At 63.2% G+C, this 25,391-nt stretch carries 21 protein-coding genes and 1 tRNA gene; 13 read left to right on the top strand and 9 right to left on the bottom strand.

Annotated elements, in window-relative coordinates; all coding sequences use genetic code 11:
* Positions 1-102 precede the first annotated feature (102 nt).
* Positions 103-1,392: a UDP-N-acetylglucosamine 1-carboxyvinyltransferase gene (gene murA / locus KIO74_RS19200; protein ID WP_213333357.1), complete on the bottom strand. Its 1,290-nt coding sequence runs from the start codon at positions 1,390-1,392 to the stop codon at positions 103-105.
* A gap of 693 nt (positions 1,393-2,085) precedes the next feature.
* On the opposite strand from murA, the gene hemA reads away from it, so the two are divergent.
* The 4 genes from hemA (at position 2,086) to KIO74_RS19180 (ending at position 4,990) form a co-directional block, all read left to right on the top strand.
* Entirely contained in the window at positions 2,086-3,312 is a 1,227-nt protein-coding gene (hemA, locus tag KIO74_RS19195; protein ID WP_213333356.1) for a 5-aminolevulinate synthase, read from the top strand.
* Between the two features lie 117 nt (positions 3,313-3,429).
* A tRNA-Thr gene (locus KIO74_RS19190) sits at positions 3,430-3,504 on the top strand.
* Positions 3,505-3,692: 188 nt separating this feature from the next.
* Positions 3,693-3,977 carry a hypothetical protein gene (locus tag KIO74_RS19185; protein ID WP_213333355.1) on the top strand — a complete coding sequence of 95 codons (285 nt, stop codon included), beginning with the start codon at positions 3,693-3,695 and terminating at the stop codon, positions 3,975-3,977.
* 29 nt (positions 3,978-4,006) lie between these two features.
* Positions 4,007-4,990: a zinc-dependent alcohol dehydrogenase family protein gene (locus tag KIO74_RS19180; RefSeq protein WP_213333354.1), complete on the top strand. Its 984-nt coding sequence runs from the start codon at positions 4,007-4,009 to the stop codon at positions 4,988-4,990.
* A 97-nt stretch (positions 4,991-5,087) separates the two neighbouring features.
* Here the strand turns inward: KIO74_RS19180 and KIO74_RS19175 are convergent, their stop codons facing one another.
* Positions 5,088-6,377, bottom strand: a complete 1,290-nt coding sequence (locus KIO74_RS19175; protein ID WP_213333353.1) for an adenylate/guanylate cyclase domain-containing protein — start codon at positions 6,375-6,377, stop codon at positions 5,088-5,090.
* A gap of 79 nt (positions 6,378-6,456) precedes the next feature.
* Entirely contained in the window at positions 6,457-6,660 is a 204-nt protein-coding gene (locus tag KIO74_RS19170) for a Thivi_2564 family membrane protein (protein WP_213321488.1), read from the bottom strand.
* A 708-nt stretch (positions 6,661-7,368) separates the two neighbouring features.
* Between KIO74_RS19170 and KIO74_RS19165 the strand changes: the two genes are divergently transcribed.
* The gene (locus KIO74_RS19165; protein WP_249731070.1) at positions 7,369-7,980 is read left to right on the top strand and encodes a cupin domain-containing protein; all 612 of its coding nucleotides are present in this window, start codon (positions 7,369-7,371) and stop codon (positions 7,978-7,980) included.
* Between the two features lie 118 nt (positions 7,981-8,098).
* Positions 8,099-8,851: a hypothetical protein gene (locus tag KIO74_RS19160; protein WP_213333352.1), complete on the top strand. Its 753-nt coding sequence runs from the start codon at positions 8,099-8,101 to the stop codon at positions 8,849-8,851.
* 27 nt (positions 8,852-8,878) lie between these two features.
* Here the strand turns inward: KIO74_RS19160 and KIO74_RS19155 are convergent, their stop codons facing one another.
* Both KIO74_RS19155 and KIO74_RS19150 read right to left on the bottom strand, forming a co-directional pair.
* On the bottom strand, positions 8,879-9,967 hold the full coding sequence (locus KIO74_RS19155) for an AbrB family transcriptional regulator (RefSeq protein WP_213333351.1): 1,089 nt from the start codon (positions 9,965-9,967) through the stop codon (positions 8,879-8,881).
* A 146-nt stretch (positions 9,968-10,113) separates the two neighbouring features.
* A complete protein-coding gene (locus KIO74_RS19150; RefSeq protein WP_213333347.1) occupies positions 10,114-11,301 on the bottom strand; it encodes a pyridoxal phosphate-dependent aminotransferase in 1,188 nt (395 codons plus the stop codon).
* A 342-nt stretch (positions 11,302-11,643) separates the two neighbouring features.
* On the opposite strand from KIO74_RS19150, the gene KIO74_RS19145 reads away from it, so the two are divergent.
* The 7 genes from KIO74_RS19145 (at position 11,644) to KIO74_RS19115 (ending at position 22,497) form a co-directional block, all read left to right on the top strand.
* The gene (locus KIO74_RS19145) at positions 11,644-13,497 is read left to right on the top strand and encodes an extracellular solute-binding protein (protein WP_213333344.1); all 1,854 of its coding nucleotides are present in this window, start codon (positions 11,644-11,646) and stop codon (positions 13,495-13,497) included.
* A complete protein-coding gene (locus tag KIO74_RS19140; protein WP_213333343.1) occupies positions 13,494-15,395 on the top strand; it encodes an extracellular solute-binding protein in 1,902 nt (633 codons plus the stop codon). Before KIO74_RS19145 ends, KIO74_RS19140 begins: the two co-directional genes overlap by 4 nt.
* Positions 15,396-15,460: 65 nt before the next feature.
* Positions 15,461-16,558, top strand: coding sequence for a microcin C ABC transporter permease YejB (locus KIO74_RS19135; RefSeq protein WP_213333341.1), 1,098 nt, complete (start codon positions 15,461-15,463; stop codon positions 16,556-16,558).
* Between the two features lie 280 nt (positions 16,559-16,838).
* A complete protein-coding gene (locus KIO74_RS19130) occupies positions 16,839-18,011 on the top strand; it encodes an ABC transporter permease (protein WP_213333339.1) in 1,173 nt (390 codons plus the stop codon).
* Between the two features lie 10 nt (positions 18,012-18,021).
* Positions 18,022-19,671: an ABC transporter ATP-binding protein gene (locus KIO74_RS19125; RefSeq protein ID WP_213333337.1), complete on the top strand. Its 1,650-nt coding sequence runs from the start codon at positions 18,022-18,024 to the stop codon at positions 19,669-19,671.
* Between the two features lie 387 nt (positions 19,672-20,058).
* Complete coding sequence (locus KIO74_RS19120) at positions 20,059-21,558, top strand: phosphomannomutase/phosphoglucomutase (protein WP_213333336.1); 1,500 nt, start codon at positions 20,059-20,061, stop codon at positions 21,556-21,558.
* A gap of 111 nt (positions 21,559-21,669) precedes the next feature.
* A complete protein-coding gene (locus KIO74_RS19115) occupies positions 21,670-22,497 on the top strand; it encodes a class I SAM-dependent methyltransferase (protein WP_213333335.1) in 828 nt (275 codons plus the stop codon).
* Here the strand turns inward: KIO74_RS19115 and KIO74_RS19110 are convergent.
* From KIO74_RS19110 to KIO74_RS19095, 4 genes are all read right to left on the bottom strand, one after another.
* Positions 22,494-23,129 carry an HAD family hydrolase gene (locus KIO74_RS19110; RefSeq protein ID WP_213333334.1) on the bottom strand — a complete coding sequence of 212 codons (636 nt, stop codon included), beginning with the start codon at positions 23,127-23,129 and terminating at the stop codon, positions 22,494-22,496. The genes KIO74_RS19115 and KIO74_RS19110 overlap by 4 nt on opposite strands.
* Positions 23,130-23,262: 133 nt before the next feature.
* On the bottom strand, positions 23,263-23,892 hold the full coding sequence (locus KIO74_RS19105; protein ID WP_213333333.1) for a TadE/TadG family type IV pilus assembly protein: 630 nt from the start codon (positions 23,890-23,892) through the stop codon (positions 23,263-23,265).
* Positions 23,889-24,389: a TadE family protein gene (locus KIO74_RS19100; RefSeq protein ID WP_213333332.1), complete on the bottom strand. Its 501-nt coding sequence runs from the start codon at positions 24,387-24,389 to the stop codon at positions 23,889-23,891. The genes KIO74_RS19105 and KIO74_RS19100 overlap by 4 nt, the downstream gene beginning before the upstream one ends.
* 76 nt (positions 24,390-24,465) lie before the next feature.
* Complete coding sequence (locus KIO74_RS19095) at positions 24,466-25,032, bottom strand: pilus assembly protein N-terminal domain-containing protein (RefSeq protein WP_213333331.1); 567 nt, start codon at positions 25,030-25,032, stop codon at positions 24,466-24,468.
* Between the last annotated feature and the right edge of the window lie 359 nt (positions 25,033-25,391).

Here is a 25,391-nt window from a genome sequence, read left to right as displayed (position 1 = left end):
CGGGCTGACGACAAGCTTTGAAGCTTTTCCCCCGGAAGCGTGAAACAAGGAAGAACCCGCTCGCGAAGCCACCGCGCGGTTTCCCGGGAAAGGCCTCCCGGCTCAGCCGGATATGCGCTCGATCCGGGCGCCGCAGCGTCCAAGTTTCGCCTCGAGCGCCTCAAAGCCGCGATCGAGGTGATAGACGCGGTTTACCATGGTCTCGCCCTCGGCCGCGAGAGCCGCGATAACCAGGGAAACAGAGGCGCGCAGATCGGTCGCCATGACGGGCGCGCCCTTCAGCCGCGCCACGCCATCGACATAGGCGACATCGCCATCGAGACGAATGCGGGCACCAAGGCGAGCCAGCTCCTGCACATGCATGAAGCGGTTCTCGAAGATGGTCTCGCGGATGCGGGTCGTACCCTTGGCCCGGGTCATCAGCGCCATGAGCTGCGCCTGCAAATCGGTCGGGAAGCCGGGGAAAGGCTGTGTCGTCACATCGACGCTGGCAAGGCCGGCGCCGTTGCGGCGCACGCGGATGCCCTCGTTGCTGGCGCTGATCTCCGCCCCGGCCTCGACCAGCACATCGAGCGCCGACTGCAGAAGGTCGGGTTCGGCCCCTTCAAGGAGAACATCGCCCCCCGTCATGGCAACCGCCATGGCATAGGTGCCGGTCTCGATGCGGTCAGGCAGCACGGAATGTTCGGCTCCGCCAAGGCTGGTCACGCCCTCCACGACGATGCGCGTGGTGCCGGCACCGGTGATACGGGCGCCCATCTTCGCAAGGCAGAGGGCGAGATCGGTCACTTCCGGCTCGCAGGCCGCGTTCTCGATGACTGTGGTGCCATCGGCCAGGACCGCCGCCATCAGCGCGGTATGGGTGCCGCCGACGGTCACTTTCGGGAAGGCGATTTCTGCGCCGCGCAGGCCCTTCGGGGCGCGAGCGAGCACGTAGCCCGCGTCGATCTCGATCTCGGCGCCAAGCCGCTCCAGAGCCATCAGCAGGAGATCGACAGGCCGCGTGCCGATCGCGCAACCGCCCGGCAAGGAAACCTTCGCCTCGCCCATCCGCGCGAGAAGCGGGCCGAGCACCCAGAAGCTCGCCCGCATGCGCGACACGAGCTCATAGGGAGCGACCGTATCGATGATGTTGCCGGCCTTCAGTCGGATGGTCTGTCCCGTTTCCGCCGTCTGGCCCGGGCGCTTGCCCGCGATGCTGTGGTCAACGCCATGATTGCCGAGGATCCGCAGCAGCAGGCCGACGTCGGCGAGCCGGGGAACATTGTGCAATTCCAGCGTCTCCTCCGTGAGGAGGGAGGCAATCATGAGGGGCAGGGCCGCGTTCTTGGCCCCGGAGATGGGCAGCGTACCAACAAGCGGCTCGCCCCCCACGATGCGAATTCGATCCATCGACAATCAGTCCTCTTTCAATGGACGCTGCCCGCCCGCCCCAGGAATGTCTTCTCTATGACCAAGAGTGTCTGCTCCAAGAACAGGAGTGTCTGCTCTATGACCATCGGCCGCGCGATCATGCCCCGCTGCAGCCGGGGCGATGCCCGCCGGCTGCCCTGACGCGACCGCCTTACGCGCCCTGCCCTGCTCCTTGCGGCGTTTCAGGTTGTCACGCAAGGCCGCCGCCAGCCGTGACTGCCGGCTCGTGCCGGTCTCACCTTTCGCCATGGCAGTCCGCCATCAGCCTCGTCATCGTTGCCTCGCCCACGAGCCGCGCGCCCGATGCGGCACGCAAGGCTCCTAGGGAAAAGCGATAGACATCTCGGGGCTGTGTCACAAGTGCCAAGGGACGCCGGGCTCGCGCAACAGTCAGCAAATCCTTGACGCGATTGGCCAAAAGGGACGGGATTCTCGGATCCACAAAACCGGGGACGGCCGCGCCCGGGATCGCGATTCCTGGCGGGGGGTGGGCATTTTGTCCTCGCAGATTCGTAACCTGCGTCGTCTCGACGTCTTGTGTCATTCGCGCCAATATGGAATTGCTCAAAATGTGACACGCATGGCTTGCCTCGAAGCATAACCAGTGATGTCGCCTTGATGCAGGGCAGGACCGCGGTTGCAGGCGATCAGGCCCGCTGAATGGGACGCCGCATGATATACGACCATTTCTTCCGTTCCGCCCTCGACACGCTGCACGACGAGCGGCGCTACCGTGTTTTCGCGACGCTGGAGCGTGACGTCGAACGCTTTCCGCGCGCCACCTGGCATTCGTCGGATGGGCCGCGCGACGTGGTCGTGTGGTGCACCAACGATTATCTCGGCATGAGCCGGCACGCCGTCACGATCGAAGCGGCCACACGGACAGCCCAGCGGATGGGCGTCGGCGCGGGCGGCACCCGCAATATCGCCGGAACCAGCCTGCCGATCGTCGAGCTCGAGAAATCGCTGGCGCGTATCCACGGCAAGGAGAAGGCCCTTGTCTTCACCTCCGGCTACGTCTCCAACGAGACGGGCATCGCCACGATCGCGCGCCTCCTGCCGGGCTGCCTCATTCTCTCTGACGAGCAGAACCACAACTCGATGATCGAGGGCGTGCGCCGCTCCGGTGCCGAGAAGGTCATCTTCCGTCATAACGACCTTACCCATCTCGAAGCGCTCCTGGCTGCCGCCGATCCGGCCCGGCCCAAGCTTATCGTGTTCGAAAGTGTCTATTCGATGGACGGCGACGTCGCGCCGATCCATGCCATCTGCGATCTCGCCGAGCGCTATGGCGCGATGACCTATATCGATGAGGTCCATGCGGTCGGCCTCTATGGTGCGTCCGGCGGCGGCTATGCCGAGGAAGTCGGCGCGCTCGAACGCCTGGACGTGATCGAGGCCACGTTGGCAAAGGGCTTTGGCTGCATCGGCGGCTATCTCGCGGCGAGCGACCTGATCATCGATGCGATCCGCTCGAACGCGCACGGCTTCATCTTCACCACCGCCCTTCCCCCAGCCATTGCCGCCGCCGCCCACGCGGCTGTGGAACATCTGGCGACCAGCGGCGAGGAGCGCCGGCGGCATCGCGCGCAGGTGGCCCGCACCAAGGCCGTCCTCAACGCCGCCGGGCTGCCGGTGAAGGCGAACCCGACGCATATCGTGCCCGTCATCGTCGGCGATCCTGAACTGACGAAGCGCGCCAGCGACATGCTTCTCATGGACCACGGCATCTATGTGCAGCCGATCAACTATCCGACAGTGCCCCGGGGCACCGAGCGGCTGCGCATCACCCCGACACCGTTCCACAACGACGACCTCATTGCCGGCCTCGCCGACGGGCTCGTCGCGGTGTGGCGGAAACTCGGACTTCCCCTGCAGCCCCAGGCCGCGGCAGCGTAACTCCACGAACAAGCGTGGAAGAACGCATTTAATGGCATTTGCGCGCTTGCGCGGGCGAATACCTTGTGGCAGTGTCCGCCCGCTTCCAGGCAGGCACGCGCCGCCGGATGACAATTGGCTGCCGTAGCTCAGTGGTAGAGCACTCCCTTGGTAAGGGAGAGGTCGAGAGTTCAATCCTCTCTGGCAGCACCATTCCCCCCCTTTCTCCAGATGTTCGGTGCGTAAGCCAGACACGCGCAGGCGTGGTGATTCGGATGGCGTGAAGGCATGGCGCGAGCATTCGCGTCCCTTATTTCCATTGCGAAGGGTGGACGTTTGGCCGACAAATCGGGCAGGTCCACCTGTGCGGGATAAGCCCGCCACCATCAGGTCATGCCGCCATGTCGATCCAACCCGAGACATTCGTGCGTGGACGAGCCTTGGCAGAGGCCCTGCGCTCGCCCGCTATTGATCACCGCGCCGAGATCGAGGCCTTCATCGAACCCTTCGAGGAAACGGACGGGCTCCTCGCCGCCACGTCGGCGGTGATGTCGCTGGCCGACGCCTTCGTCGGAACGCCGCGAGGCCTTGCAGAGGACGCCGTGCGTCCTCTGGTCGATGCCGCGATCGCCGCCGGCTACAGCGCGGAATACAAGGCGCGGATGGACGAGGACCGCAAGGCTTGACGTAAGGTCGGCGCGAGAGGGGAACGGCGATGTACGCGATGCAACTCAGGGCGTGCGGGACACCACTCGTGGGGATCGAACTGCCGGACCGGGAGCCCGGCCCGGGGGAAATCCGCCTGAAAGTTGCCGCCTGCGGGGTATGCCGGACAGATCTTCACGTTGTCGATGGCGACCTGCCCTCGCCAAGACTGCCCATCATACCCGGCCACGAGATCGTGGGTCGTGTGGAGGCACTCGGTACCAGCGTCACGCATCTGCGTCTGGGTGAACGCGTCGGCATTCCATGGCTCGGGCATACATGCGGCACATGCCCCTATTGCGCGGGCGGCCACGAAAACTTGTGCGACGCACCTCTTTTCACGGGCTACACGCGCGATGGCGGCTTCGCGACCACCACCATCGCCGACAGCAGCTATGCCTTCCCTCTCGGCGAAAATGGCGATGATGTCGCACTCGCACCCCTTCTCTGCGCGGGTCTTATCGGCTGGCGGGCGCTCGTCATGGCCGGCGGAGGCAAAAGGCTCGGGCTCTACGGCTTCGGCGCCGCCGCGCATATCATCGCGCAGGTGGCGGCCTGGCAGGGCCGCGCCGTTTATGCCTTCACCCGGCCCGGAGACATCTCGACCCAATCCTTCGCCAGAAGCATCGGCGCGATCTGGGCAGGGGGATCCGACGAGCCACCGCCCTCCCCGCTCGACGCCGCCCTTATCTTCGCGCCGATCGGGTCTCTCGTCCCGGCCGCGCTCAAGGCCGTCCGCAAGGGTGGGCGTGTCGTCTGCGCGGGCATCCACATGAGCGACATCCCCAGCTTTCCCTACAGGCTGCTGTGGGAGGAGCGCCAGGTCGTCTCGGTAGCCAACCTGACGCGTCAGGACGGCATCGATTTTCTGAAGATCACGCCGCAGGTCGGAATTGCGACGACAACCAATCCCTATCCGCTCACCGCGGCCAATGAGGCTCTCGACGATCTGCGAGAGGGCCGGTTCGAGGGGGCGGCGGTGCTGGTACCTTAGGGCCATCCCCGCTCGGACGGAAATATCTAAATCCATCTAACAATTGCATTATAAATCTATTTCCCTCTAGCGCGATCTCGCGAGGAACCGACCTGCGCTAAGAAGCCGCGAGAGTTGCCGGCAAAACTCGCGGCCAGGCCGCGTGGAGAACCACAGGCTTCTCGACCCCCTTCAACGCCACCGGCGGACACGGTTGGAAAACGAAGGCCTCCGGCCAGGCCGCCATGATCGCCTCTCTGGTATCCGCGCAAACCAGCACCTGACCAGGCGTGGCGTGATCGGCCTGCGCCACATCGCGATGCGCAATATCAATCTGCGTAGGATCGACCTGCGCCACGATACGCGCAGCCAGGTTGACTGTGGCGCCGAAGATATCTCCGTCACGCGGAACCACCGAGCCTGTGGCCAGGCCCGCGCGCACCCCGGGCAACCCTTCGTCGGCACAGCGGCTTGAGATGGCGAAGCTAGCTTCCAGCGCCGGCATGGCGTCTGGAAAGAGCAACATCACCCCGTCGCCAAGCGCCTTCACTAGCCGTCCGCCATGTTTGGAGACCGTGTCCTGGGCGAGAGCCTCCAGGCGCGACGCATAGTCCGCCGCGCGTTCGTCACCCATGGCCTGCGTCAGCGCCGTGAAACCCACGAGGTCGATGAAGGCGACGGTCGGCGGCTTGCGGTCGAGGGCCTCGCCCAGTCGCGCCTCCCGGAGAATCTCCTGCACACGCATGACGACATTGTCGAAGACGGCTTCCTCCAGCATGCGCCGCTGCAGCAGGAAGAGCGCGCGGAAACCGAGCCGCTGCAACTGCAGCCGCATGTCCGCGCCACGCTCCAACATGTCGCGGCGGGAGACGCCCGAAGCCAGCATGCGGTCCTCGACCTCGCCACGAAACAGATCGCGCATCGTCTCGACACTGCGCCGCACCGACTGGCCGAATATCCGCAGGACGCGCGCAAGGGCATCATCGTTAAGGCCAAAGCCCCGCGCCGCCGCAATGAGTGACATCAATTCGATATCATCCTCACGCAGAGCCTGATCTGGCTGAAGCGCGGGCAGGCCGACCGCGCTGCGCAGACGCGTGGCGCTGGCCACATCGAGATCCAGCGAGGCCAACAGCTCTTCGCTTCCTCTCACTGACAGGGAGACCGGATCGAACATCAGCTGGCCGGCGAAATCCAGCGACAACAGGTCGTCCGCGATCGCCGTAGCCAGCACATTGGCGTCCAGGCCCGCGTCGCGGAGGGCGAGCGAAAGTCGCACGCGGCTGATGTCAGCCTTCGCGAAAGATCCATTCGATGGACTGATGATGCCCAGCTCGACAAGGCCGGCGATATCACCGACGCCGCAGCCCGTGAGTTGCGCGAGTTCGGTCACAGAAACGGTCGCCATGGAACCCTTCCCCCAACAAGGTTCGATGGCCGTTACACTAGGTGGAAGGCTCGCGGACGGAAAGGGCGCTTGCGCCTCGCTATTCGGTGATCTTTGTCGACGGGGGCGTGGAAATCGCGAGCAGATCGAGCGAGCGAACGATGGAGACGAGCCCAAGCACGATGACGACCACCCGGACGATCATCTTCACCCGGCCATCGAACGGGAGGAACTGGATCAGCCAGATGACGAGGCCACAGATCAGGATCGTTACGATCGCGTGTGTCAGAACCGTGATGATCATGGAGTTCCCTCGCAACTAAGCGCTTCCGGTCAGAGTCGGGGCAGGGATATATCTGCGCAGGGATACATCTATCTCTTGGCCTCCCCGTACCTGCCGCCGGGGACGCAAATCTGGCCTTCCTGGAACGCCCGGTCGACGATCCTGCACGACGACCAAAAAGCCGACGGCTAGCCGCCGCAGATCATGGCTAAACGCCCGGTAGGTGGCCGCAAAGCTTCCGCCTGGAAGCCAAGCCAGCAGCACGCTGTTGGACAGAGGGTCCTGACGCGCCGCGTGCGCGCGATCCGGGAGAGATGGCGGGAGCCTAAAGACGCCTTGAGTTTCGGCGTACACGCGCCAGAACCGGCTTGGGTGCCGGACGTTGCATTGCGAAGGCGAAGAGCGCGATTGCAGCGAGATTGATCACGGCCGCGCTAACCAGATAGATGATGGTATTCATAGCTCGATCCCTTGCCCCACCGTTATAAAAACGCCAAGGCAGCGCTTCTGTTCCACATGACCCTAACAACGCGTCTCAGCCTTCGATCTCCCTTCGTATAAGGCTGCGGATGCGTTGACCTGTTGCCGACACGGGTCGATGATAGACAAGCGTTGAGCGTTTGGCGAGATGGGTAGCGGCGTTTGCGATGCCAAGTTCGCGATGTCAGGATCCGCGATGCCAAATCGATACGCAAGACAAAGAAGCGGCAAGGGCGCAAAGCGGCAATCATGACGACAGCCAGTGCAATCATGGCCACCCTGGGCTTGAAACGACATCCGACCTGCGGCTATGTCCAGGAAACCTATCGCAGTCGGCACAGACTGCCAGCGCCATCCCTGCCTGAAGGCTACGAAGGTCCGCGGCCAGTAGGGTCGGCGCTCTATTTCATGGTGACCACCGAGGCGCATATCGTGATGCACCGTATCCGGGGCGATCAGATCTATCATCATTATCTCGGCGATTCCCTGCAAGTCCTCCTGCTTTATCCCGATGGCACGGGCGAGGTTCGCGTCGTCGGACCAGACCTTGAGGCCGGCATGCGGCCACAGCTCTTCATTCCCGGCGGCACCTTTCATATGTCGCGCCTCGAACATGCAAAGGGTTTCGCGCTTCTGGGTTCTTCTGAATGGATCGGCGTTGAGCCGCCAGACGTTGAACTCGGTGATTTCGAGGACCTGAGCCGGCGCTTTCCGACGATGCGCGACGTCATGATGGATTTCATGGCAAGCGCCGGCGCGCCCAGCGGTCCCTTGCGCGAGGCCTTGCGTCATCGCGAGGCCCTGCTGGATGAAGCTCTGCAAGAGACTTTCCCGGGCAGTGACACACCCTCCATCGCTTGACCCGTGCTCTCCACTTGATTTCAGTTATCGCGTGATTGAAGCCCGTGTGCGCCCACGGATCGAGGGCGCACCATGGCTTCGGCGCCCATCCGACCACAATTATCAAGGCAACGACAGAATGAGCTCATTGGATCGCATTGAGAAGGCTGCGGCCATCCTCGTCGAGGCGCATCGCACTGGCACCGCCATCGAGAGCCTGCCGGCAGGCCTCGTCACTTCGCCCGCGGAGGCCTATGCGGTGCAGGAGCGTGTGGTGCATTTGCTGGATTCGGCCATTGTCGGCTGGAAGGCCGGCTTCGATGCCAGCGGCCAATCCATATGCGCCCCGATCATGGCGCGTGTCAGCCGCCAAGGAGGTCCGGAACTGCCCGTCGCAGGCAACACGCCGTGCGCCATCGAGGTGGAGATTGCCTATATTCTCGATGCGGATGTCCCGGCGGCTGCGCCGGTTGCCGATTCCGACAGCATAGTCTCGCAGATCGCGCTTGGGATGGAGCTCATCCAGTCCCGCTACCAGGACCGTGCGGCGCAGCCTTTCCTGTCGATGCTGGCGGACGGCCTCGCCAACGGCGGCTACTATCTGGCGGCGTCCAGCCCCCGCGCCGATGCGCCTGACCTCGAGACGATGCATCTCACCATCATGCGGGACAGTGAAACCATCTGGGACAAGACAATCGCCCATCCACAAGTGGATCCGGCCGCACCGCTACGCGCGCTGCTTGCGGCCCCTCCGAGCCATTGCGGAGGGCTCCGCAAGGGCCAGTTCATCACCACCGGTACATTGAACGGCGCCCCGGCCGTGCCAGTGCCAAGCAGCATCGCGGCCATAACGGTCATCGGGCCTCTGGCGGCAAAACTCGTGAAGGTCTGATAGGCGATATCCGCCGGCGACTGGCCTCTACTGGGGTTCGTCGCCGGCCGCATAGGCATTTTTCAGCCGGCGGCTTTCCACGCGATGGATGGCGGCGATGATGATCGGCAAGAGAAGCGCGACCAGGATAAAACGCGCCAAGTGATGGGCCCCGACGAAGATCGGGTCGAGCCCGAGAAGAAGCGCCAGCACCGTCATGACCTCAAGGCCACCGGGGGCGAAGGCGATGATGGCCGCGGCGAAGGTGACGTCGGCCAGTTGCCAGGATACGAGCGCAAAGCCCAGCGCGATGGCGAACGAGACGGCGAAGGATCCAACGGCGGCCGGGAAAGCCGCTATAAGGGCCTGCCGATTGACCGTGGCGAAGCGCGACCCGACGAAGGCGCCCACCAGCACCAGCGACACAGTATAGAGCGACACCGGCAGCCGGCCCTGCACGAGACCGAGACCATGGGCGAGAAGACTGACGACGAGCGCGGCAAGCAGCATCGGCGCGGCGATCCTGAGGCGCTGCAACACCAGTGAAAGCACGAACGACAGCGCCATGATCACAGCGAAAGGCAAGGGCGCCAGCACCTCACCGGTCTGGGGCACCTCTGTCGCACCACCCGACAGCACGATGATCATCGGCAGGATCAGCACGAGCACGAACAGGCGAAAGGATTGCACGACCGCGATCAATCCGACGTTTCCGCCGCGATCCGCCGCCACCGCCATCACGGTCGACAACGCGCCCGGCGCTGAGCCGAGCACCGCGTCCGCCAGCGTCCAGCCCGAGGTGCGCTTGAGCCACAACGACGTCAGCAGCAGAACGCCGAGAACCGACAAAGCAAGCAGCAGAAGACTGACCGGATAGCGTGTCAGTGCGCTCAGCGCCTCAGGCGTCGCCGTCGCTCCCATGGTGAAACCGGCCAGCAGGAAGCCGATCTCAACCAGAGGCCGTGCCATGGGCACAGAGCGGCGCATAAAGCAGAGGACCGCGACAGCGGTGACCGGGCCCGCCACCCAGGCAGCCGGAACCCCCAGAAAGAGGAACAGCACCCCCCCGGCTCCCGCAACGGCGATCTGCGCAACTTGACGCGCGGATGCCAGGAGAACGGAGCCGGTGCGGGTCATACCACCTCGATGACGCAGGCGCTGGGATCGCGCGGAGGGAATGAAGACCTATCGCGCGTTCTCGTATCGCCCGTCAAACGCTCATGGCGCAACCCACGGGCGTTGGCCATGCATGGGCCGCAATCACTCCCCGAACCGGAGCAAGCTCAAGGCGCGAGACGCATCAGGGCAGAAGCAAGCCTGCGGGTCGCCTCCTCGAGATCGGCCACATTGCGCGCGAAGCAAAGCCGGAAGAACGCTTCCCCCCCGGCCCCGAAGGTCGTTCCCGGCGCCAGTCCCACCGCCGCCTCATCGACGATGACCCTGGCGAAGCGTGCGCTGTCGGCGACGCCGTGAACCGAGAAGAACAGATAGAATGCGCCTTGCGCCGGAGCAAAACGGACGCGGTTGGTCGCCGCCAGCCCCTGCGAGACGATCGTCCGGCCCCTTCTGGCGCCTTCAAACTGCTCGGCGACGAAAGCCTCGCCCTGGTCCAGCGCAGCGATCGCTGCGCGCTGCATGAAGGCGGCGGTCCCAGACGAGGAGTACTGGATCAGGTTTTCGATGATCTGACCCAGCCGCGGGTTCGTCTCAAGCCAGCCGACGCGCCAGCCCGTCATCGCCCAGTTCTTCGACATGGTCTGCACAAAGATGACGCGGTCTTCGTCATCGATCACGTCGCGGAAAGACGGCGCCGGCGCCGGCCCGTCGTAGACGAAGCGCCCATAAATCTCATCGGCGATGATCCACAGACCATGGCGACGCGCCAGCGCCAGAACCGCCGCTATATCCTCGGCCGTGGCCATCCAGCTCGTCGGATTGGAAGGCGAGTTGATGACGATGGCCTTCGTCGCCGGCGTGATGGCGGCGGCGATACGATCGACGTCGAGAAGCCAGCCGTTGTCCGTGAAGGTCATCGGCACCTCCACCGGCCGTGCGCCGGAGATGCCCACCCCGGCGACGAAATTCGGCCATGCGGGCGTCGGCACGATTACCTCGTCGCCTGCGCCCGATACCATGCGGAAAGCGACTTGCAATGCGTGCATGCCGCCGCTGGTCACGAAGAAGCGCTCCGGTGAAACCGGGCGGCCGTAGAGGCGACCGATGTAGCGTGCGATCGCTTCACGCAGCTCCGGCAATCCGCGCTGATAAGTGTAGAAGGTCTCGCCGGCGGCGAGCGAGGCAACGGCCGCATCGGATATGAAGGATGGCGTCGGCAGGTCCCCCTCACCGACCCAGAGCGGGATCAATCCCTCGCGATGGCGACCGTAGTTGAAAACGTCAACAATGCCGCTGATCGGGGCCTCCACGGCCTCGCGTCGAAGAGAAGAACCAAGGCTGTCAGTTTCGGTCATGGCTGCAATCAATCGCCTCGAATGATCCCTGCGCCACCCCCGCCGACGGAAGCGCAATCCATGCCCAGCTCTTAGCGCGGATCGATGGCGAGGAGCCATCAAATCTCGCGATCAATTGACTGCCATTTTTGATCAATCACCTCGTCGAGCCGCATGATCCATGCAACATCAAGTGTCACGGGCGCAATACGCGCGACCTTCGACGCGTGAGAGCAAGACGGCGTCCCAAAGCGACCTCATGAAGGTTGGCGGCAAGCCTGGGAAGCGCCATAGTGCGCCACCAGCCTGCTTCGGTGCATAATGTCCATCGACCCGCACACAGACCTGGAACGGAGTGGTTGATTGCAGTTTCGCCTCGTCGTCATCGCCTGTCTCACCGCCCTGCTCGCACCGCTGTCGGCGGCATCAGCCCAGACGACCTGGCGGCACGGACTGTCGCTGGTGGGCGAGCCCAAATATCCCCCGGGTTTCGCGCATTTCGACTATGTCAATCCGTCCGCCCCCCAGGGCGGCACCCTCCGCCTCGGCTCGATCGGCGGCTTCGATAATTTCAACACCGCCATCGCCGGCATGAAAGGGGAACTCGAGACCGGCATCAGCCGCGTCTACGACACGCTGATGACGTCGAGCCTCGACGAGATCAGCTCCGAATACGGCCTCGTGGCGGAAAGCCTGAGCTATCCTGAGGACTTCTCCTCCGTCACATTCCGCCTGCGGCCCCAGGCCCGCTTCCACGACGGCAAGCCCATCACCCCCGACGATGTCATCTTCTCCTTCGAGACCCTGAAGGCGACGAGCCCGATGTACATGGCCTACTGGCGCAATGTGACGAAGGCCGAGGCCACGGGCCCCAGCGAGGTGACCTTCACCTTCGACCAGAAGGGCAATCGCGAACTGCCACTGATCGTCGGCCAGTTGACCGTGCTGCCCAAGCACTGGTGGACTGGGAAGACCGCCAGTGGCTCGGCGCGTGACGTCACCGCGACGACGCTTGAGCCGCCGCTTGGCTCCGGCCCCTATCGGCTGAAGAGCTTCGAGGCGGGACGCTACGCGATCTACGAGCAGGTGCCTGATTATTGGGCGAAAGACCTGCCGGTGAACAAGGGCACGAATAATTTCGGCGAGATCCGCTACGACTATTTCCGTGACATGACCGTGCTGTTCGAGGCCTTCAAGGGCGACCGCATCGACTGGCGCCGCGAGAACGTCATCCGCAACTGGATGACGGCCTATGATTTTCCCGCCGCCCGGGACGGGCGCATCGTCCGCGAGGAATTTCCCATTCGCAACCTCGGCGTCATGCAGGGGATGGTCTTCAACCTGCGCCGGGAGAAATTCCAGGACATCCGCGTCAGGCGGGCCTTCAACTACGCGTTCGATTTCGAGGAGCTCAACCGCACGATCTTCTTCGATCGTTACGAGCGCATCAATTCGTTCTTCTATGGCACCGAGCTTGCTTCAAGCGGCTTGCCGCAGGGACGCGAGCTCGAGATCCTCAACGAGGTGAAGGACAAGGTGCCGCCGGAGGTTTTCACAACCCCCTATGCCAATCCCGTCGGCGGCAAAGCCGAGGCGACGCGCAACAACCTGCGCACGGCGCTCGGCCTGCTCCGCGAGGCGGGCTATGAGCTGAAGGGCACACGACTGGTCCATGCAAAGACCGGCGCACAACTGACGGTTGAGATCCTCGGCTATGACCAGACCATGGAACGCTGGGCAGCGCCCTACAAGGCAGCACTGGAACGCCTAGGCATCGGGGTGAGCCTGCGCGTCGTGGACGCGGCCCAGTACCAGAACCGCCTGCGCAGCTTCGATTTCGATGCCACCGCCACGCTGTTCCCGCAGTCGCTCTCGCCCGGCAACGAACAGCGGGATTTCTGGGGCTCGCGATCCGCCGACCAGCCCGGCTCCTACAATCTTGCGGGCATCAGGAATCCGGCCGTCGACGCGCTGATCGAGCGGATCATCTTCGCCAAGACCCGCGAGGAACTGCTGGCCGCCACGCATGCGCTCGATCGCGTGCTGCTGTGGAGCGCCTATGTCGTGCCCCACTACTACTTCATGAAGGAACTGACGGCGCGGTGGGATCGCTTCGATCATCCCAAGACCATGCCGTATTTCGGCGGAGCCGCCTTCCCGACCGTCTGGTGGTCGAAAGCCGCCGGTGAAGCCAACAAGCCGGGGAGAACCCCTTGAGCAGACGCCTCCACCCATTCACCCGGCGCGGCCTCATTCAGGCCGGGGCGGCCTTGGCCGGCGGCGTGCTTGCCGCCCGTCCCGTGTTCGGCCAGACCGGCGCCGGTGGGATGGCGGAAGCCGGCGAGTTGACCCGCCACGGGCTCTCGTCATTCGGTGACCTGCTCTATCCCGCCGACTTCAAGCATTTCGCCTATGTGAACCCGCAAGCGCCAAAAGGCGGCTCGCTCTCGCTGCAAATCAAGCAAGCCGTCGGCAATCAGGCCTTCGACACCTTCAATACGTTGAACGTCTATGTCCTGAAGGGTGATGGCGCCGCCGGCGTGCCAGACACCTTCGATACCCTCATGGCATCGAGCCAGGACGAGCCGGACGCGCTGTACGGCTTGCTCGCCCATTCCGTCCATATCTCCGCGGACAAGCGCACCTATAGCTTCGTTCTCCGGCGCGAGGCCCGGTTCCACGACGGCACCCCCGTCACCGCCCATGACGTGGCCTTTTCCATGACCGTGCTCAAGGAAAAAGGGCATCCCACGTTCCGCTCTCTGCTCACCGAGCTTGAGGAGGTGAAGGCCGAAGGCGATTATATGGTGGTGGTGCGGCTGTCTGTCCGGCGCAATCGCGACCTGCATCTCCTCATCGCGGGCCTGCCCGTCTTTTCCAGGACTTACTGGGAAAAGCGTGACTTCGAGGCGGCGACGCTGGAAGCCCCCCTGGGCTCCGGTCCGTATCGAGTGGGGCGCTTTGAGCCAGGACGCTTTATCGAGCTGCAACGGGTCGCGGACTACTGGGGCAGGGACTTGCCCGTCAATGTCGGGCACAATAATTTTGACCGCATCCGCTATGACTATTTCCGCGATCGCGAAGTGGCCTTCGAGGGCTTCAAGGCCGGCACTTATAATTTCAACGAGGACTACACGGCGCGTATCTGGGCCACCGGCTATGATTTTCCCGCCTTCCGCCAGGGACGCGTCAAGCGTGAGACGGTCGAAAGCGGCGCCGCCATCCCGACGCAGGGCTGGCACTTCAACCTGCGCCGCGAGACGTTCGCGGATCCCCGGATCCGCGAGGCGCTTGGCCTGGCATTCGATTTTGAGTGGACGAATGCCAACATCATGTTCTCGTCCTACAAGCGACTGACCTCCTATTTCCAGAATTCGGACAACATGGCGCGGGGCCTGCCCTCACCGGAGGAAATCGCGCTGCTCGAGCCTTTCCGCGACAAGCTGCCGGCGGATGTCTTCGGTGAGCCCTTTACGCCGCCGGTATCCGACGGCTCCGGCTCCGATCGCAACCTCCTGCGCCGCGCCGACCAGTTGCTGCGCGACGCCGGCTGCAAGCGCGAGGGCAATGTCCTGCGCTTGCCGAACGGCAAACCATTCGAGATCGAGTTTCTCGATTTCACACCCAGCCTGCAGCCCCATACCCAGCCCTTCCAGGCCAACCTGAAAAGGCTCGGCATCAATGCCCGCTCGCGCATTGTCGACGCCTCCCAGTACAGCCGGCGTCTCAATGACTTCGATTTCGACATCGTCTCGGGCGCTCTCGGCGGCAGCCTGACGCCGGGTGATTCGCTGCGCGTCGTCTACGGCACCGACGCCGCGCGAACATCGGGTTCGCGCAATCTCAGCGGCATCGCGAACCCAGCGGTCGATCATCTCATCGACATCATCGGCAATGCCGAAAACCGTGACGACCTGACCGTCGCCAGCAAAGCGCTCGACCGCGTGCTGCGCGCCGGCCGTTACTGGATACCCATGTGGTACCGGTCCGAGCGATGGCTCGCCTATTGGGATGTCTTTTCCCGGCCGGAGACCAGGCCCAAACATTCTACGGGCGCGCCCGACACATGGTGGTATGACGAGGAGAAGGCCAAGCGAATCGGATTGAAGGGATGAGCTTGATGACAGAGACAGGCCGGCAGTTTGAGCCATCCGCCGCGGTAGCAAAGGTCGCGCGCTGAATGCTGGCTTATATCGCCCGCCGCATCCTTCTCATGATTCCAACCATCCTCGGAATCATGCTGATCTCGTTCATTCTCGTGCAGTTCGCTCCCGGCGGCCCGGTGGAGCGCATCCTTGCCCAATTGCAGGGCACGGACGCGGGTGCGCTGTCCCGCATCGGCGGAGGCGGCGGCGATTTCGGCAGCCAGAGTGGCGGCGGCGGCGGCGGCTCATCGAACTATCGCGGTGCCCAGGGGCTGGACCCTGCCTTCATCGCCCAGCTCGAAAAGCAGTTTGGCTTCGACAAGCCCGCTCACGAGCGCTTCCTGAAGATGCTGCGCGACTATGCCACCTTCGATTTCGGCAAGAGCTACTTCCGCGACGTCCCCGTCATCGATCTCATCAAGGAGAAATTGCCCGTCTCGATCACGCTCGGGCTCTGGATGACGATCCTGTCTTACGCGATCTCCATCCCGCTCGGCATATCCAAGGCGGTCAAGGATGGCTCACGCTTCGATGTCTGGACCTCCGTGGTCGTCATCATCGGCTATGCCATCCCGAGCTTTCTGTTCGCCATCCTGCTCATCGTGCTGTTCGCCGGCGGCTCGTTCTGGCAGTTTTTTCCCCTGCAAGGACTTGTCTCCGAGAATTGGTCGAGCCTCAGCTGGCCGGAACGCATCCTCGACTACTTCTGGCATATCACGCTGCCGATCACGGCCATGGCGCTCGGTGCCTTCGCGACCTCAACCCTGCTGACGAAGAACTCCTTCCTTGACGAGATCCGCAAGCAGTACGTTCTGACGGCCCGCATGAAAGGCCTGACGGAGCGGCAGGTGCTCTATGGCCACGTGTTCCGGAACGCCATGCTGATCGTCATCGCCGGCTTTCCCGGAGCCTTCATCTCGGCCTTCTTCGCGGGCTCACTTCTGATCGAGACCATCTTCTCACTCGACGGTCTTGGGCTCCTGTCCTTCGAGTCCATCGTCAACCGCGACTATCCGGTCGTCTTCGCCAATCTCTTCATCTTTTCCCTGCTCGGCCTGGTGGTGAACCTCGTCTCCGATCTCACCTACACCTGGATCGACCCGCGCATCGATTTCGAGACGCGGGAGGTGTGACGATGACGAGATCGATGACGAGATCCTGGCGATATCCGGAAGCGGTCATCAAGCCGGTTGCCATGCGCCGCGTTGCGCGCCTTGCGATCGGATGCGCAAAGGCTGTCCGTGTTTCTCCCTCTCCCCGGCGGGGAGAGGGCTGGGGTGAGGGGGAACGTTTCCGGAGGGATGCCACACCCTCACCCGGACGCTGCGCGTCCGACCTCTCCCCGACTGGTAGAGATGAGCGGTGGCGATCGTCGCGCGCCGCGCCGCGCCGGGCAATCCCGGGAGCCGGGCAATGACCGAGGCTGCCCTTCCCCGCGACGTGCCGGCATCGCCCCAGCGCCTCGCCCCGCCGCTGCCCCCCCGCAGCGGCCTCATCAATCTCACGCCGCTCAACCGGAGACGGCTCGCCAATTTCAAGGCCAACCGCCGCGGCTACTGGTCGTTCTGGATCTTCGCCATCGTCTTCGTGGTGACGCTCTTCGCGGAGTTCATCGCCAACGACCGGCCCATCATCGCCATGTACAAGGGCGAACTTCTGTTCCCTGTCTTCGTCGACTATCCGGAGGAAAAGTTCGGCGGTTTCCTCGCCCAGACCGACTACCGCGCGCCGATCATCGCGGACGAGATCAAGGCGAATGGCTGGATGGTCTGGCCGCCCATCCGTTTCTCCTATTCCACCCATAACCTCGACCTGCCCGTGCCGGCTCCTTCCCCGCCCACCTGGATGCTGACCGACGCCCAATGTCGCCCCATCGCCGAGAGAACCGGCGGCAACAGTTGCTGGGACATCGAGTGGAACTGGCTTGGCACGGACGACCAGGGTCGCGACGTTCTCGCCCGTGTCATCTACGGCTTCCGCCTGTCTGTTCTGTTCGGGCTAGCTCTCGCCGTCATATCATCCGTCGTCGGCATCCTCGCCGGAGCTGTGCAGGGCTATTTCGGAGGCTGGACCGACCTCATCCTCCAGCGCATCATCGAGATCTGGAACTCGATACCCTCACTCTACCTCCTGATCATCATTTCGGCGGTCATCACGCCAGGCTTCTTTGTATTGCTCGGCATATTGCTGCTGTTCTCATGGGTGGCGCTCGTGGGCGTCGTGCGCGCGGAATTCCTGCGCGCGCGCAATTTCGAATATGTGCGCGCGGCGCGCGCACTGGGGCTCTCCAACATCACCATCATGTTCAAGCATCTCCTGCCGAACGCGATGGTGGCGACGCTCACCTTCCTGCCATTCATCCTCAACGGCTCCATCACGACGCTAACGTCGCTCGACTTCCTCGGTTTCGGCCTGCCGCCGGGATCGCCGTCGCTGGGTGAACTCCTGAACCAGGGCAAGGCCAATGTGCAAGCCCCCTGGCTCGGCCTGTCCGGCTTCTTCGTCATCGCCTTCATGCTGTCGCTGCTGATCTTCATCGGCGAGGCGGTGCGCGACGCCTTCGACCCGCGCAAGACCTATGCGTGAGGCCGCCCGGATGACAGCTCCCCCCACATCCGCCAAGGAGCCGCTTCTTGCGGTCGATGATCTATCGGTGGCCTTCCGGCAGGACGGCAAGGAGATGCTGGCCGTCGACCACGTGTCCTTCTCGATCGCGCCGGGCGAGACAGTCGCGCTTGTGGGCGAGTCCGGCTCCGGAAAATCCGTCACCGCCCTGTCGATCCTGAAGCTCCTCGCCTATCCTGCCGCCAGCCATCCGTCCGGCCGCGTTCTCTTCAAGGGACGCGATCTCATGGCGCTGGACGAGGGCGAACTGAGGCAGGTGCGCGGCAACGACATCACCATGGTGTTCCAGGAGCCGATGACTTCGCTCAATCCGCTCCACCCCATCCAGCGCCAGATCGGTGAGATCCTGAGGCTGCATAAGGGGCTCACCGGCCAGGCCGCCCGCAGGCGCATCCTCGAATTGCTCGAACTCGTCGGCATCCGCGACGCGGAAAGCCGGCTCGACGCCTATCCCCACCAGCTTTCGGGCGGGCAGCGCCAGCGGGTCATGATCGCCATGGCGCTCGCCAACGAGCCCGATCTCTTCATCGCGGATGAGCCGACGACCGCGCTCGACGTGACGGTGCAGGCGCAGATCCTCAAGCTTCTGGCCGATCTCAAAAGCCGGCTCGGGATGGCGATGCTGTTCATCACCCACGACCTTGGCATCGTCCGCAAGATCGCCGACCGGGTCTGCGTGATGAACGGCGGCCATATCGTCGAGGCGGGGCCGGTCGACGAGATTTTCAACCGGCCGCAACATCCCTACACGAAGAAGCTTCTTGCGGCGGAACCCAAGGGGGAGCCGCACGTTGCCGATCCCGCCGCGCCGATCGTCGTCGAAGCTGGACCCGTAAAGGTCTGGTTCCCGATCAAGCAGGGCTTCCTCCGGCGCACGACCGGCTATGTGAAGGCGGTGGACGGCATTTCGCTGACCGTGCGCGAAGGAGAAACGGTCGGCGTCGTCGGCGAATCCGGCTCCGGCAAGACCACGCTCGGCCTCGCCCTGCTGCGCCTCATCCGGTCCGAGGGCCCCATCGTCTTTCTCGGCAACCGCATCGACGGGCTGTCCTCCAGCGCGGTGAAGCCGCTGCGGCGCGACATGCAGGTGGTGTTCCAGGACCCCTACGGCTCACTGTCTCCGCGGCTGTCCGTCGCCGAGATCGTCGAGGAAGGCCTTCTGGTGCAGAAGCGCGGTCTCACCTATGAGGATCGCCGCGAGGTCGTGGCCCGCGCGCTCATCGATGTCGGGCTTGATCCGGCGACGATGGATCGCTATCCGCATGAGTTCTCCGGCGGGCAGCGCCAACGCATAGCCATCGCGCGCGCCATGGCGCTCGAACCACGTTTCGTCGTCCTCGACGAGCCAACCTCGGCGCTCGACATGTCGGTTCAGGCGCAGATCGTCGACCTCCTGCGCGACCTGCAGGATGCCAAGAAGCTCGCCTATCTCTTCATCAGCCACGATCTCAAGGTTGTGCGAGCGCTGGCCTCATCGGTCATCGTCATGCGCGACGGGGTGGTGGTCGAGCAAGGTGACGCGCGAAGCCTCTTCGCCAATCCGCGTGAAGACTATACCAGGGCGCTCTTTGCAGCCGCCTTTTCGCTCGATACCGCCAAAGGCGGCTCCGTGCGGGAGTAAGATGCCGACCCGGCACAGCCCCAGAAGACGCTGCCTACGGTCATCCCGGAGCGTTGCGCAGCAACGAGCCCGGGATCCATGAACACAGCGAGTATCCCTGGAGCGCCGACTGTGTTCATGGATCCCGGTCAGCCGCTCCGCGGCTTCCGGGATGACCGTTGTGATTCTCTGCACGACGTCGTGACCGCCTCGTCCCCGCCATCCCGATGTGCCGGGTAGCTGGCTCGCAGCGCGATGACGCTGCCGACCAGGCCGGGCATGAAATTGCCCCTTTCATCGCGATGTTAAAGGCGGCGTTCATGATCACTTTGCCAAATACGCATCCGCGCGTATGGTCCATCATGCGATGAACGTTCACGTTTCTAGCCGCAACAACAAGTGGTGCCCATGTTTCCAAAGCCCCAGACGTCCCTCACGCCCAATACCTATGATTACGAGTCGCTGCCGTTGGTGAAGCCCACGGGCTTCCGCGAATACGACGCGCGCTGGTTGTTCCAGAAGGAAATCAACCTCATGGGGGTTCAGGCGCTGGGCATCGGCCTCGGCACCCTACTCCACGAGCTTGGAACAAAGCCTGAAATCGTCACCGGACACGATTTCCGCGGCTATTCCTCATCCATCAAATACGCCCTGATCTCCGGCCTGATGGCGGCCGGCATCAGGGTCAAGGACATCGGCCTCGCCATGTCGCCGATGGCCTATTTCGCTCAGTTCGATCTCGACGTGCCGGCGGTCGCCATGGTCACCGCCTCGCACAACGACAACGGCTGGACCGGCGTGAAGATGGGCGCCCAGCGCCCTGTCACCTTCGGTCCCGACGAGATGGGCCGGCTGAAGGAAATCGTGCTCTCGGGCAACGTCAAGACCCGTGACGGCGGCGGCTACGAGTTCATCGAGAACTTCCCGGCGCGCTACATCGCCGATCTCACCAACCGGCCGAAACTGAAGCGCCGCCTCAAGGTCATCGCCGCCTGCGGCAACGGCACCGCTGGCGCCTTCGCGCCGCAGATCCTCGAGGCGATCGGCTGCGAGGTCATCCCGCTTGATACCGAGCTCGACCACTCCTTCCCGCGCTACAATCCGAACCCCGAGGACATGAAGATGCTTCATGCCATGGCGGACAAGGTGCGCGAGGTCGGCGCCGACGTCGCCCTCGGTTTCGACGGCGACGGCGACCGCTGCGGCGTGGTCGACAATGAGGGCGAGGAAATCTTCGCCGACAAGATCGGCGTCATGCTGGCGCGCGATCTCTCGACGCTGCATCCCGGCTCCACCTTCGTGGTCGACGTGAAGTCCACCGGACTGTTCGTGACCGATCCCGTCCTCATCAAGAACGGCGTGAAGGCGGACTACTGGAAGACCGGCCACAGCTACATCAAGCGCCGCGTGCGCGATCTCAACGCGCTCGCCGGCTTCGAGAAATCCGGCCACTTCTTCTTCAACGCGCCCGTTGGCCGCGGCTATGACGACGGCCTAGTCACGGCGCTCGCCGTCTGCGACATGCTCGACCGCAACCCCGGCAAGTCGATGGCCGATCTTTACCGCGAGGTGCCCAAGACCTGGGGTACGCCGACCATGGCGCCCCATTGCGCCGACGAGGTAAAATACGAGGTGGCCGACCGCGTCGTGAAGCGGTTCCAGGCGATGCATGCGGCCGGCGAGACCGTCGCCGGCCAATCGATTCGCGACCTGATTACCGTCAACGGCGTGCGCGTCGTCTCCGAAGACGGCACCTGGGGCCTCGTGCGTGCCTCGTCCAACAAGCCGGAACTGGTCGTCGTCATCGAGAGCCCGGTCTCGGAAGCGCGCACGCGTGAGATGTTCAAGGCGATCGACGACGTGCTGCGTGAGAATCCGGAGGTTGGCGCCTACAATCAGACATTCTGATCGACTGGGCTCGCAAGGGCCCGGCCGACGGATGGCCAGCCAACCCCGAAAACAGGACCGGAAAGCCGCGCGCCGCGCGGCTTTCCGGCCGCACGAAGGGGAGCAGGCCCTATGGACACTGAGAGAGAGGTTGCAAACCACTACAGCCGCGCAGGCCTTGAAAACGCGATCCTCGACGCGTTGCACGCTTCCGGCGCGGATATCGATCATCTGACATCCACCGACCTTCGTGGAGCGGATGAATTTCATCTTGGATGGCATGCGGCGACCGTCGCCCTGGCGACCGATCTTGGACTGACGAAGGGTGAGCATGTGCTCGATGTCGGTTCAGGAATAGGCGGGCCGGCCCGCTATTTCGCCGAAGCCTGCGGCTGCACCGTCTCCGGCATCGATCTCACCGAGGACTATGTCACCGTCGCAACGGCCCTGACGAAGCGGTGCGGCCTCGACGACCGGGTGACGTTCACCAAGGCAAGCGCGCTCGCGCTTCCCTTCCCCTCTAGCCACTTCGACGCCGCGACTCTTATCCATGTCGGGATGAACATTCCCAACAAGACCGCGCTGTTCTCCGAGATCCGCCGGGTTTTGAAGCCCGGCGGTCGATTTGGCGTTTATGACGTGATGCGGCTGGACAATGTGGAACTGCCGTTCCCAATGCCCTGGGCGCAAACGAGCGTCACAAGCCATGTCGAGCGCCCCGATACCTATCGCAATGCCCTCGAGGGTGCGGGCTTCATCATCGCCGCAGCGCATGATCGGTCCGCGCTGGCGCTCGACCTTGCAAAAGCCATGCGGGAGAAGGTCGCAAAGGAGGGCGCCCCGCCGCTTGGCCTGCACCTGCTGATGGGCCCGGCCGGAGGCCAGTGTATGGAGAATGTGCTGGGCGCCTTGCAGAAGGGGCATATCGCCCCGGTCGCGATGATCGCGCGGGCGACCTAGACGGGAAATCCCGAAGCCTTGAGCGCATCGGCGAAGTGTTCAGGCGCGGAGAACTGGTGGGCGGTGAAGCCCAGCTGCCGCGCCGTCGCGATATTGGCCTCGTTGTCATCGACGAACAGGCACTCTGCCGCAGTCAGCCCGTTCTGTTCCAGAAAGAGCGTGAAGATCGCCGGATCCGGCTTGACGAGAAGTACCTCCCCGGAGACGACGATGCCATCGAAGCCGCCGAGAAACGGAAAGCGTTCGCGCGCGAGGATGAACTTCTCCGCCGAGAAATTGGTGATCGCATAGGTCGGCACGCCGGCGCTTCGCAGAGCCGCGAGCAAGGCCACAGTGCCCTCGATCGCATGCGGCACCATCTCGCTCCAACGCGCGTCGAAGGCCGCGATCTCGGCCTCCCAATCCGGATAAAGCGCCGTGCGTTCAGCGATAGCCTCGCCCCACGAGCGTCCACGGTCCTGCTCGAGATTCCAAGCCTGCGTACAGACCTCCGCGAGGAAATGCTCCATGCGTGCATCATCACCGGCGAAGATCTTGCGGTAGAGGTGCCGCGGGTCCCACTCCAGAAGAACCGCGCCGACATCGAAGACAACGACACGTGGGGAAGATGCCTGAGCCTGCGTCGTTACCATCTCTCCGTCCCACAACTCTTAACCGCCGGACACGGGAACTCTCCAGCCATCGCGCTACACAAGGCGAAGGACTCTCCGTCACGCTCTCTGCTCTACCGGAATTGGGAATGGCTTGCCACGCATTTCAGCAGGACTACTGATAGACGGTGCCATTGCTCATGATGCGCGAAATGCGCGGCACGAGCCGCGGTGTCAATGTGCGCGTCTCGCGCATCGTCAGCACACCATCACGAAAGGCGGACATGGGAAAGCCAAGAGAACTCAAGACCTCGGCCCAGCCGTCGAAATAGGGATAGGTGACATCGCCGACGATCAGTGACGAATTCCTGATCGCCAGGCCTGCCGCGCCGGCGGGGAAGGTGTAGACGCCCCCCCGGGTGAGCGCTGCCCCGCTGCGGTTGGCGTCGCTCCAAACCACCTTGGCGACGCCGTTACTGTCAATATAAACGCTGGAGAGCACCAAGGTGACGCCGGCTGGCGCATAGGGCGAGAGAACAGCTCGCGCGGCACTGAAAACCAGGTCGCGCTCGCTATCGGTAACGATCTGCACGCGCGCGGTCAGATCCGCCAGCGTATGTGCCATGATCGAGACCTTGCGATTGAGCGCGACGCCATTGGTGATGACGACGAAACCGACATAGATGAGGGCCATCACAGGCATGACCAGGGCGAACTCTATTGCCGCAATGCCATGTCGTGAGCCGGCAAAACAACTAAGCTTTTGCATCGCGCGCGCCAGCAAGCCATTCACGGTGACTGTCATTCGAATGGCTCCGTCCTGAAGGCCGCCGTCGCCATGATCAGTCGGTTGCCATTGGCGAGATTCGCGATGGCCGGATTGCCGAAGGCGATGAAAACCGGAAGTTCCAGGACCGCCCGGACAAGCACGATCTGATTGGCGCTGCTGCTTTGATACCCGAAGCCCGAGACATCGATAGCCCCGTCGCGGATCGGCATGTTCAGGTCCGCCTGATTGAAGCTGGACAGAACCCGCACATCAAGGTGTAGATTGGCTTTGCACTCGCTCGCCCCGACCATCACGATCGGTGAGCCATCGCAGATGCTGTTGCGCAGGCTTGTCAGGCGCGCGCTGTCGCTTGAGCCGCCCGTTTGCGAGCGGCCGGTCAGCACGAGCCGGGCGCCGTCATCCACATTGGTTTCGAGCACCTGCTGGGCCCAGAAGATCAACGCCGTCTGGATGATGGCGAAAGCGAGCGCCAGAAAAAGTGGCGCGACCATCGCAAGCTCGATCGCGGTCACGCCATCGTTCGCGCGCGCGAACGCGCGCGCGGCGGCTGGCAAACCGGGCCAGGGGGCCCGGGTGGCATCTCCCCTCCTACTTCCCCTGCGCGAGCGCATTGCGATCCTCGATTTGGCTTTTCAACGTACGGAAAGCATCGGTGTCGTCACCGATCACCAGAGTCGGCTCGCAGTTCGGCGCGCAGACAAAGCTTTGTCGCTGCCGCCCATGCTGAACAACCACGACCCCCTCGCGTGACGCCTCGACGCGCAACAATGATTCCCCGACAACGGCACCACGCGCATCGAGAGCGATAACGTTTGTTGTTCCAAAACTCTTTCCCGTGACCACAAGAACATTGTTCTTCTGCAGAGACACATCGGCCACCGATGGATTACCGACAATCACGGTCTGTGCGCTATCCGGCAATCGAATGATCTTGGCCTGATTGGTCCTGACGCTGATTGTCTCGGTTGGCTCCGCGTGCAGGACGCGACCATCCGGCACAATCGCCATGCCCAAAGCGATGAGGCAAGCCGCCATCGCGCCCTGTATCGGGAAAGCAGGCGACATGCGCGGGCAGGAAAGAATGCTCGTGAACTGGCCGGAAAGCGGTTTGAACCGCAACGCCCGGCATGTCGACTGTCGATGAAGCTTGTGCATGATTCGTGATCTTCAGGCAGATACGGATAACACCGACCCTACGCCATGGACAATGAACGTTCGGATAACCATCGCGGTGCAACTTAATGAAAAACAACATATCGCACCCACTCGCGAAACATAAAGAAATTATTATACCAAAACCCTATTCTCAATACCAATTATTATGACGAGTATTTTTTATATAATACTTATTATAATCGAAAAAATCTTATAAACGACATATTGACTATGAGATAAGGGAGAAAAACTCTGTATGTCTTTTTCCTTGAATTTAACTGAGGCGCAATGGTTGCGGTGTTACGGTGAGCCATGGTTCCGGTAGCGCCAAACAAAGAGAGGCGCTTGATGATGAGAAC

The organism is Chelatococcus sp. HY11 (assembly GCF_018398335.1).
Taxonomy (GTDB): Bacteria; Pseudomonadota; Alphaproteobacteria; order Rhizobiales; family Beijerinckiaceae; genus Chelatococcus.
Note: the sequence above shows the minus strand (reverse complement) of the source record. Positions and strands in the feature narration are given on the sequence as shown.

Excerpts from the sequence above, each read along its gene's own strand:
- murA (WP_213333357.1), bottom strand. The coding sequence starts at position 1,392 with ATGGATCGAATTCGCATCGTGGGGGGCGAGCCGCTTGTTGGTACGCTG.
- hemA (WP_213333356.1), top strand. The coding sequence starts at position 2,086 with ATGATATACGACCATTTCTTCCGTTCCGCCCTCGACACGCTGCACGAC.
- KIO74_RS19185 (WP_213333355.1), top strand. The coding sequence starts at position 3,693 with ATGTCGATCCAACCCGAGACATTCGTGCGTGGACGAGCCTTGGCAGAG.
- KIO74_RS19180 (WP_213333354.1), top strand. The coding sequence starts at position 4,007 with ATGTACGCGATGCAACTCAGGGCGTGCGGGACACCACTCGTGGGGATC.
- KIO74_RS19175 (WP_213333353.1), bottom strand. The coding sequence starts at position 6,377 with ATGGCGACCGTTTCTGTGACCGAACTCGCGCAACTCACGGGCTGCGGC.
- KIO74_RS19170 (WP_213321488.1), bottom strand. The coding sequence starts at position 6,660 with ATGATCATCACGGTTCTGACACACGCGATCGTAACGATCCTGATCTGT.
- KIO74_RS19165 (WP_249731070.1), top strand. The coding sequence starts at position 7,369 with ATGACGACAGCCAGTGCAATCATGGCCACCCTGGGCTTGAAACGACAT.
- KIO74_RS19160 (WP_213333352.1), top strand. The coding sequence starts at position 8,099 with ATGAGCTCATTGGATCGCATTGAGAAGGCTGCGGCCATCCTCGTCGAG.
- KIO74_RS19155 (WP_213333351.1), bottom strand. The coding sequence starts at position 9,967 with ATGACCCGCACCGGCTCCGTTCTCCTGGCATCCGCGCGTCAAGTTGCG.
- KIO74_RS19150 (WP_213333347.1), bottom strand. The coding sequence starts at position 11,301 with ATGACCGAAACTGACAGCCTTGGTTCTTCTCTTCGACGCGAGGCCGTG.
- KIO74_RS19135 (WP_213333341.1), top strand. The coding sequence starts at position 15,461 with ATGCTGGCTTATATCGCCCGCCGCATCCTTCTCATGATTCCAACCATC.
- KIO74_RS19130 (WP_213333339.1), top strand. The coding sequence starts at position 16,839 with ATGACCGAGGCTGCCCTTCCCCGCGACGTGCCGGCATCGCCCCAGCGC.
- KIO74_RS19125 (WP_213333337.1), top strand. The coding sequence starts at position 18,022 with ATGACAGCTCCCCCCACATCCGCCAAGGAGCCGCTTCTTGCGGTCGAT.
- KIO74_RS19120 (WP_213333336.1), top strand. The coding sequence starts at position 20,059 with ATGTTTCCAAAGCCCCAGACGTCCCTCACGCCCAATACCTATGATTAC.
- KIO74_RS19115 (WP_213333335.1), top strand. The coding sequence starts at position 21,670 with ATGGACACTGAGAGAGAGGTTGCAAACCACTACAGCCGCGCAGGCCTT.
- KIO74_RS19110 (WP_213333334.1), bottom strand. The coding sequence starts at position 23,129 with ATGGTAACGACGCAGGCTCAGGCATCTTCCCCACGTGTCGTTGTCTTC.
- KIO74_RS19105 (WP_213333333.1), bottom strand. The coding sequence starts at position 23,892 with ATGACAGTCACCGTGAATGGCTTGCTGGCGCGCGCGATGCAAAAGCTT.
- KIO74_RS19095 (WP_213333331.1), bottom strand. The coding sequence starts at position 25,032 with ATGCACAAGCTTCATCGACAGTCGACATGCCGGGCGTTGCGGTTCAAA.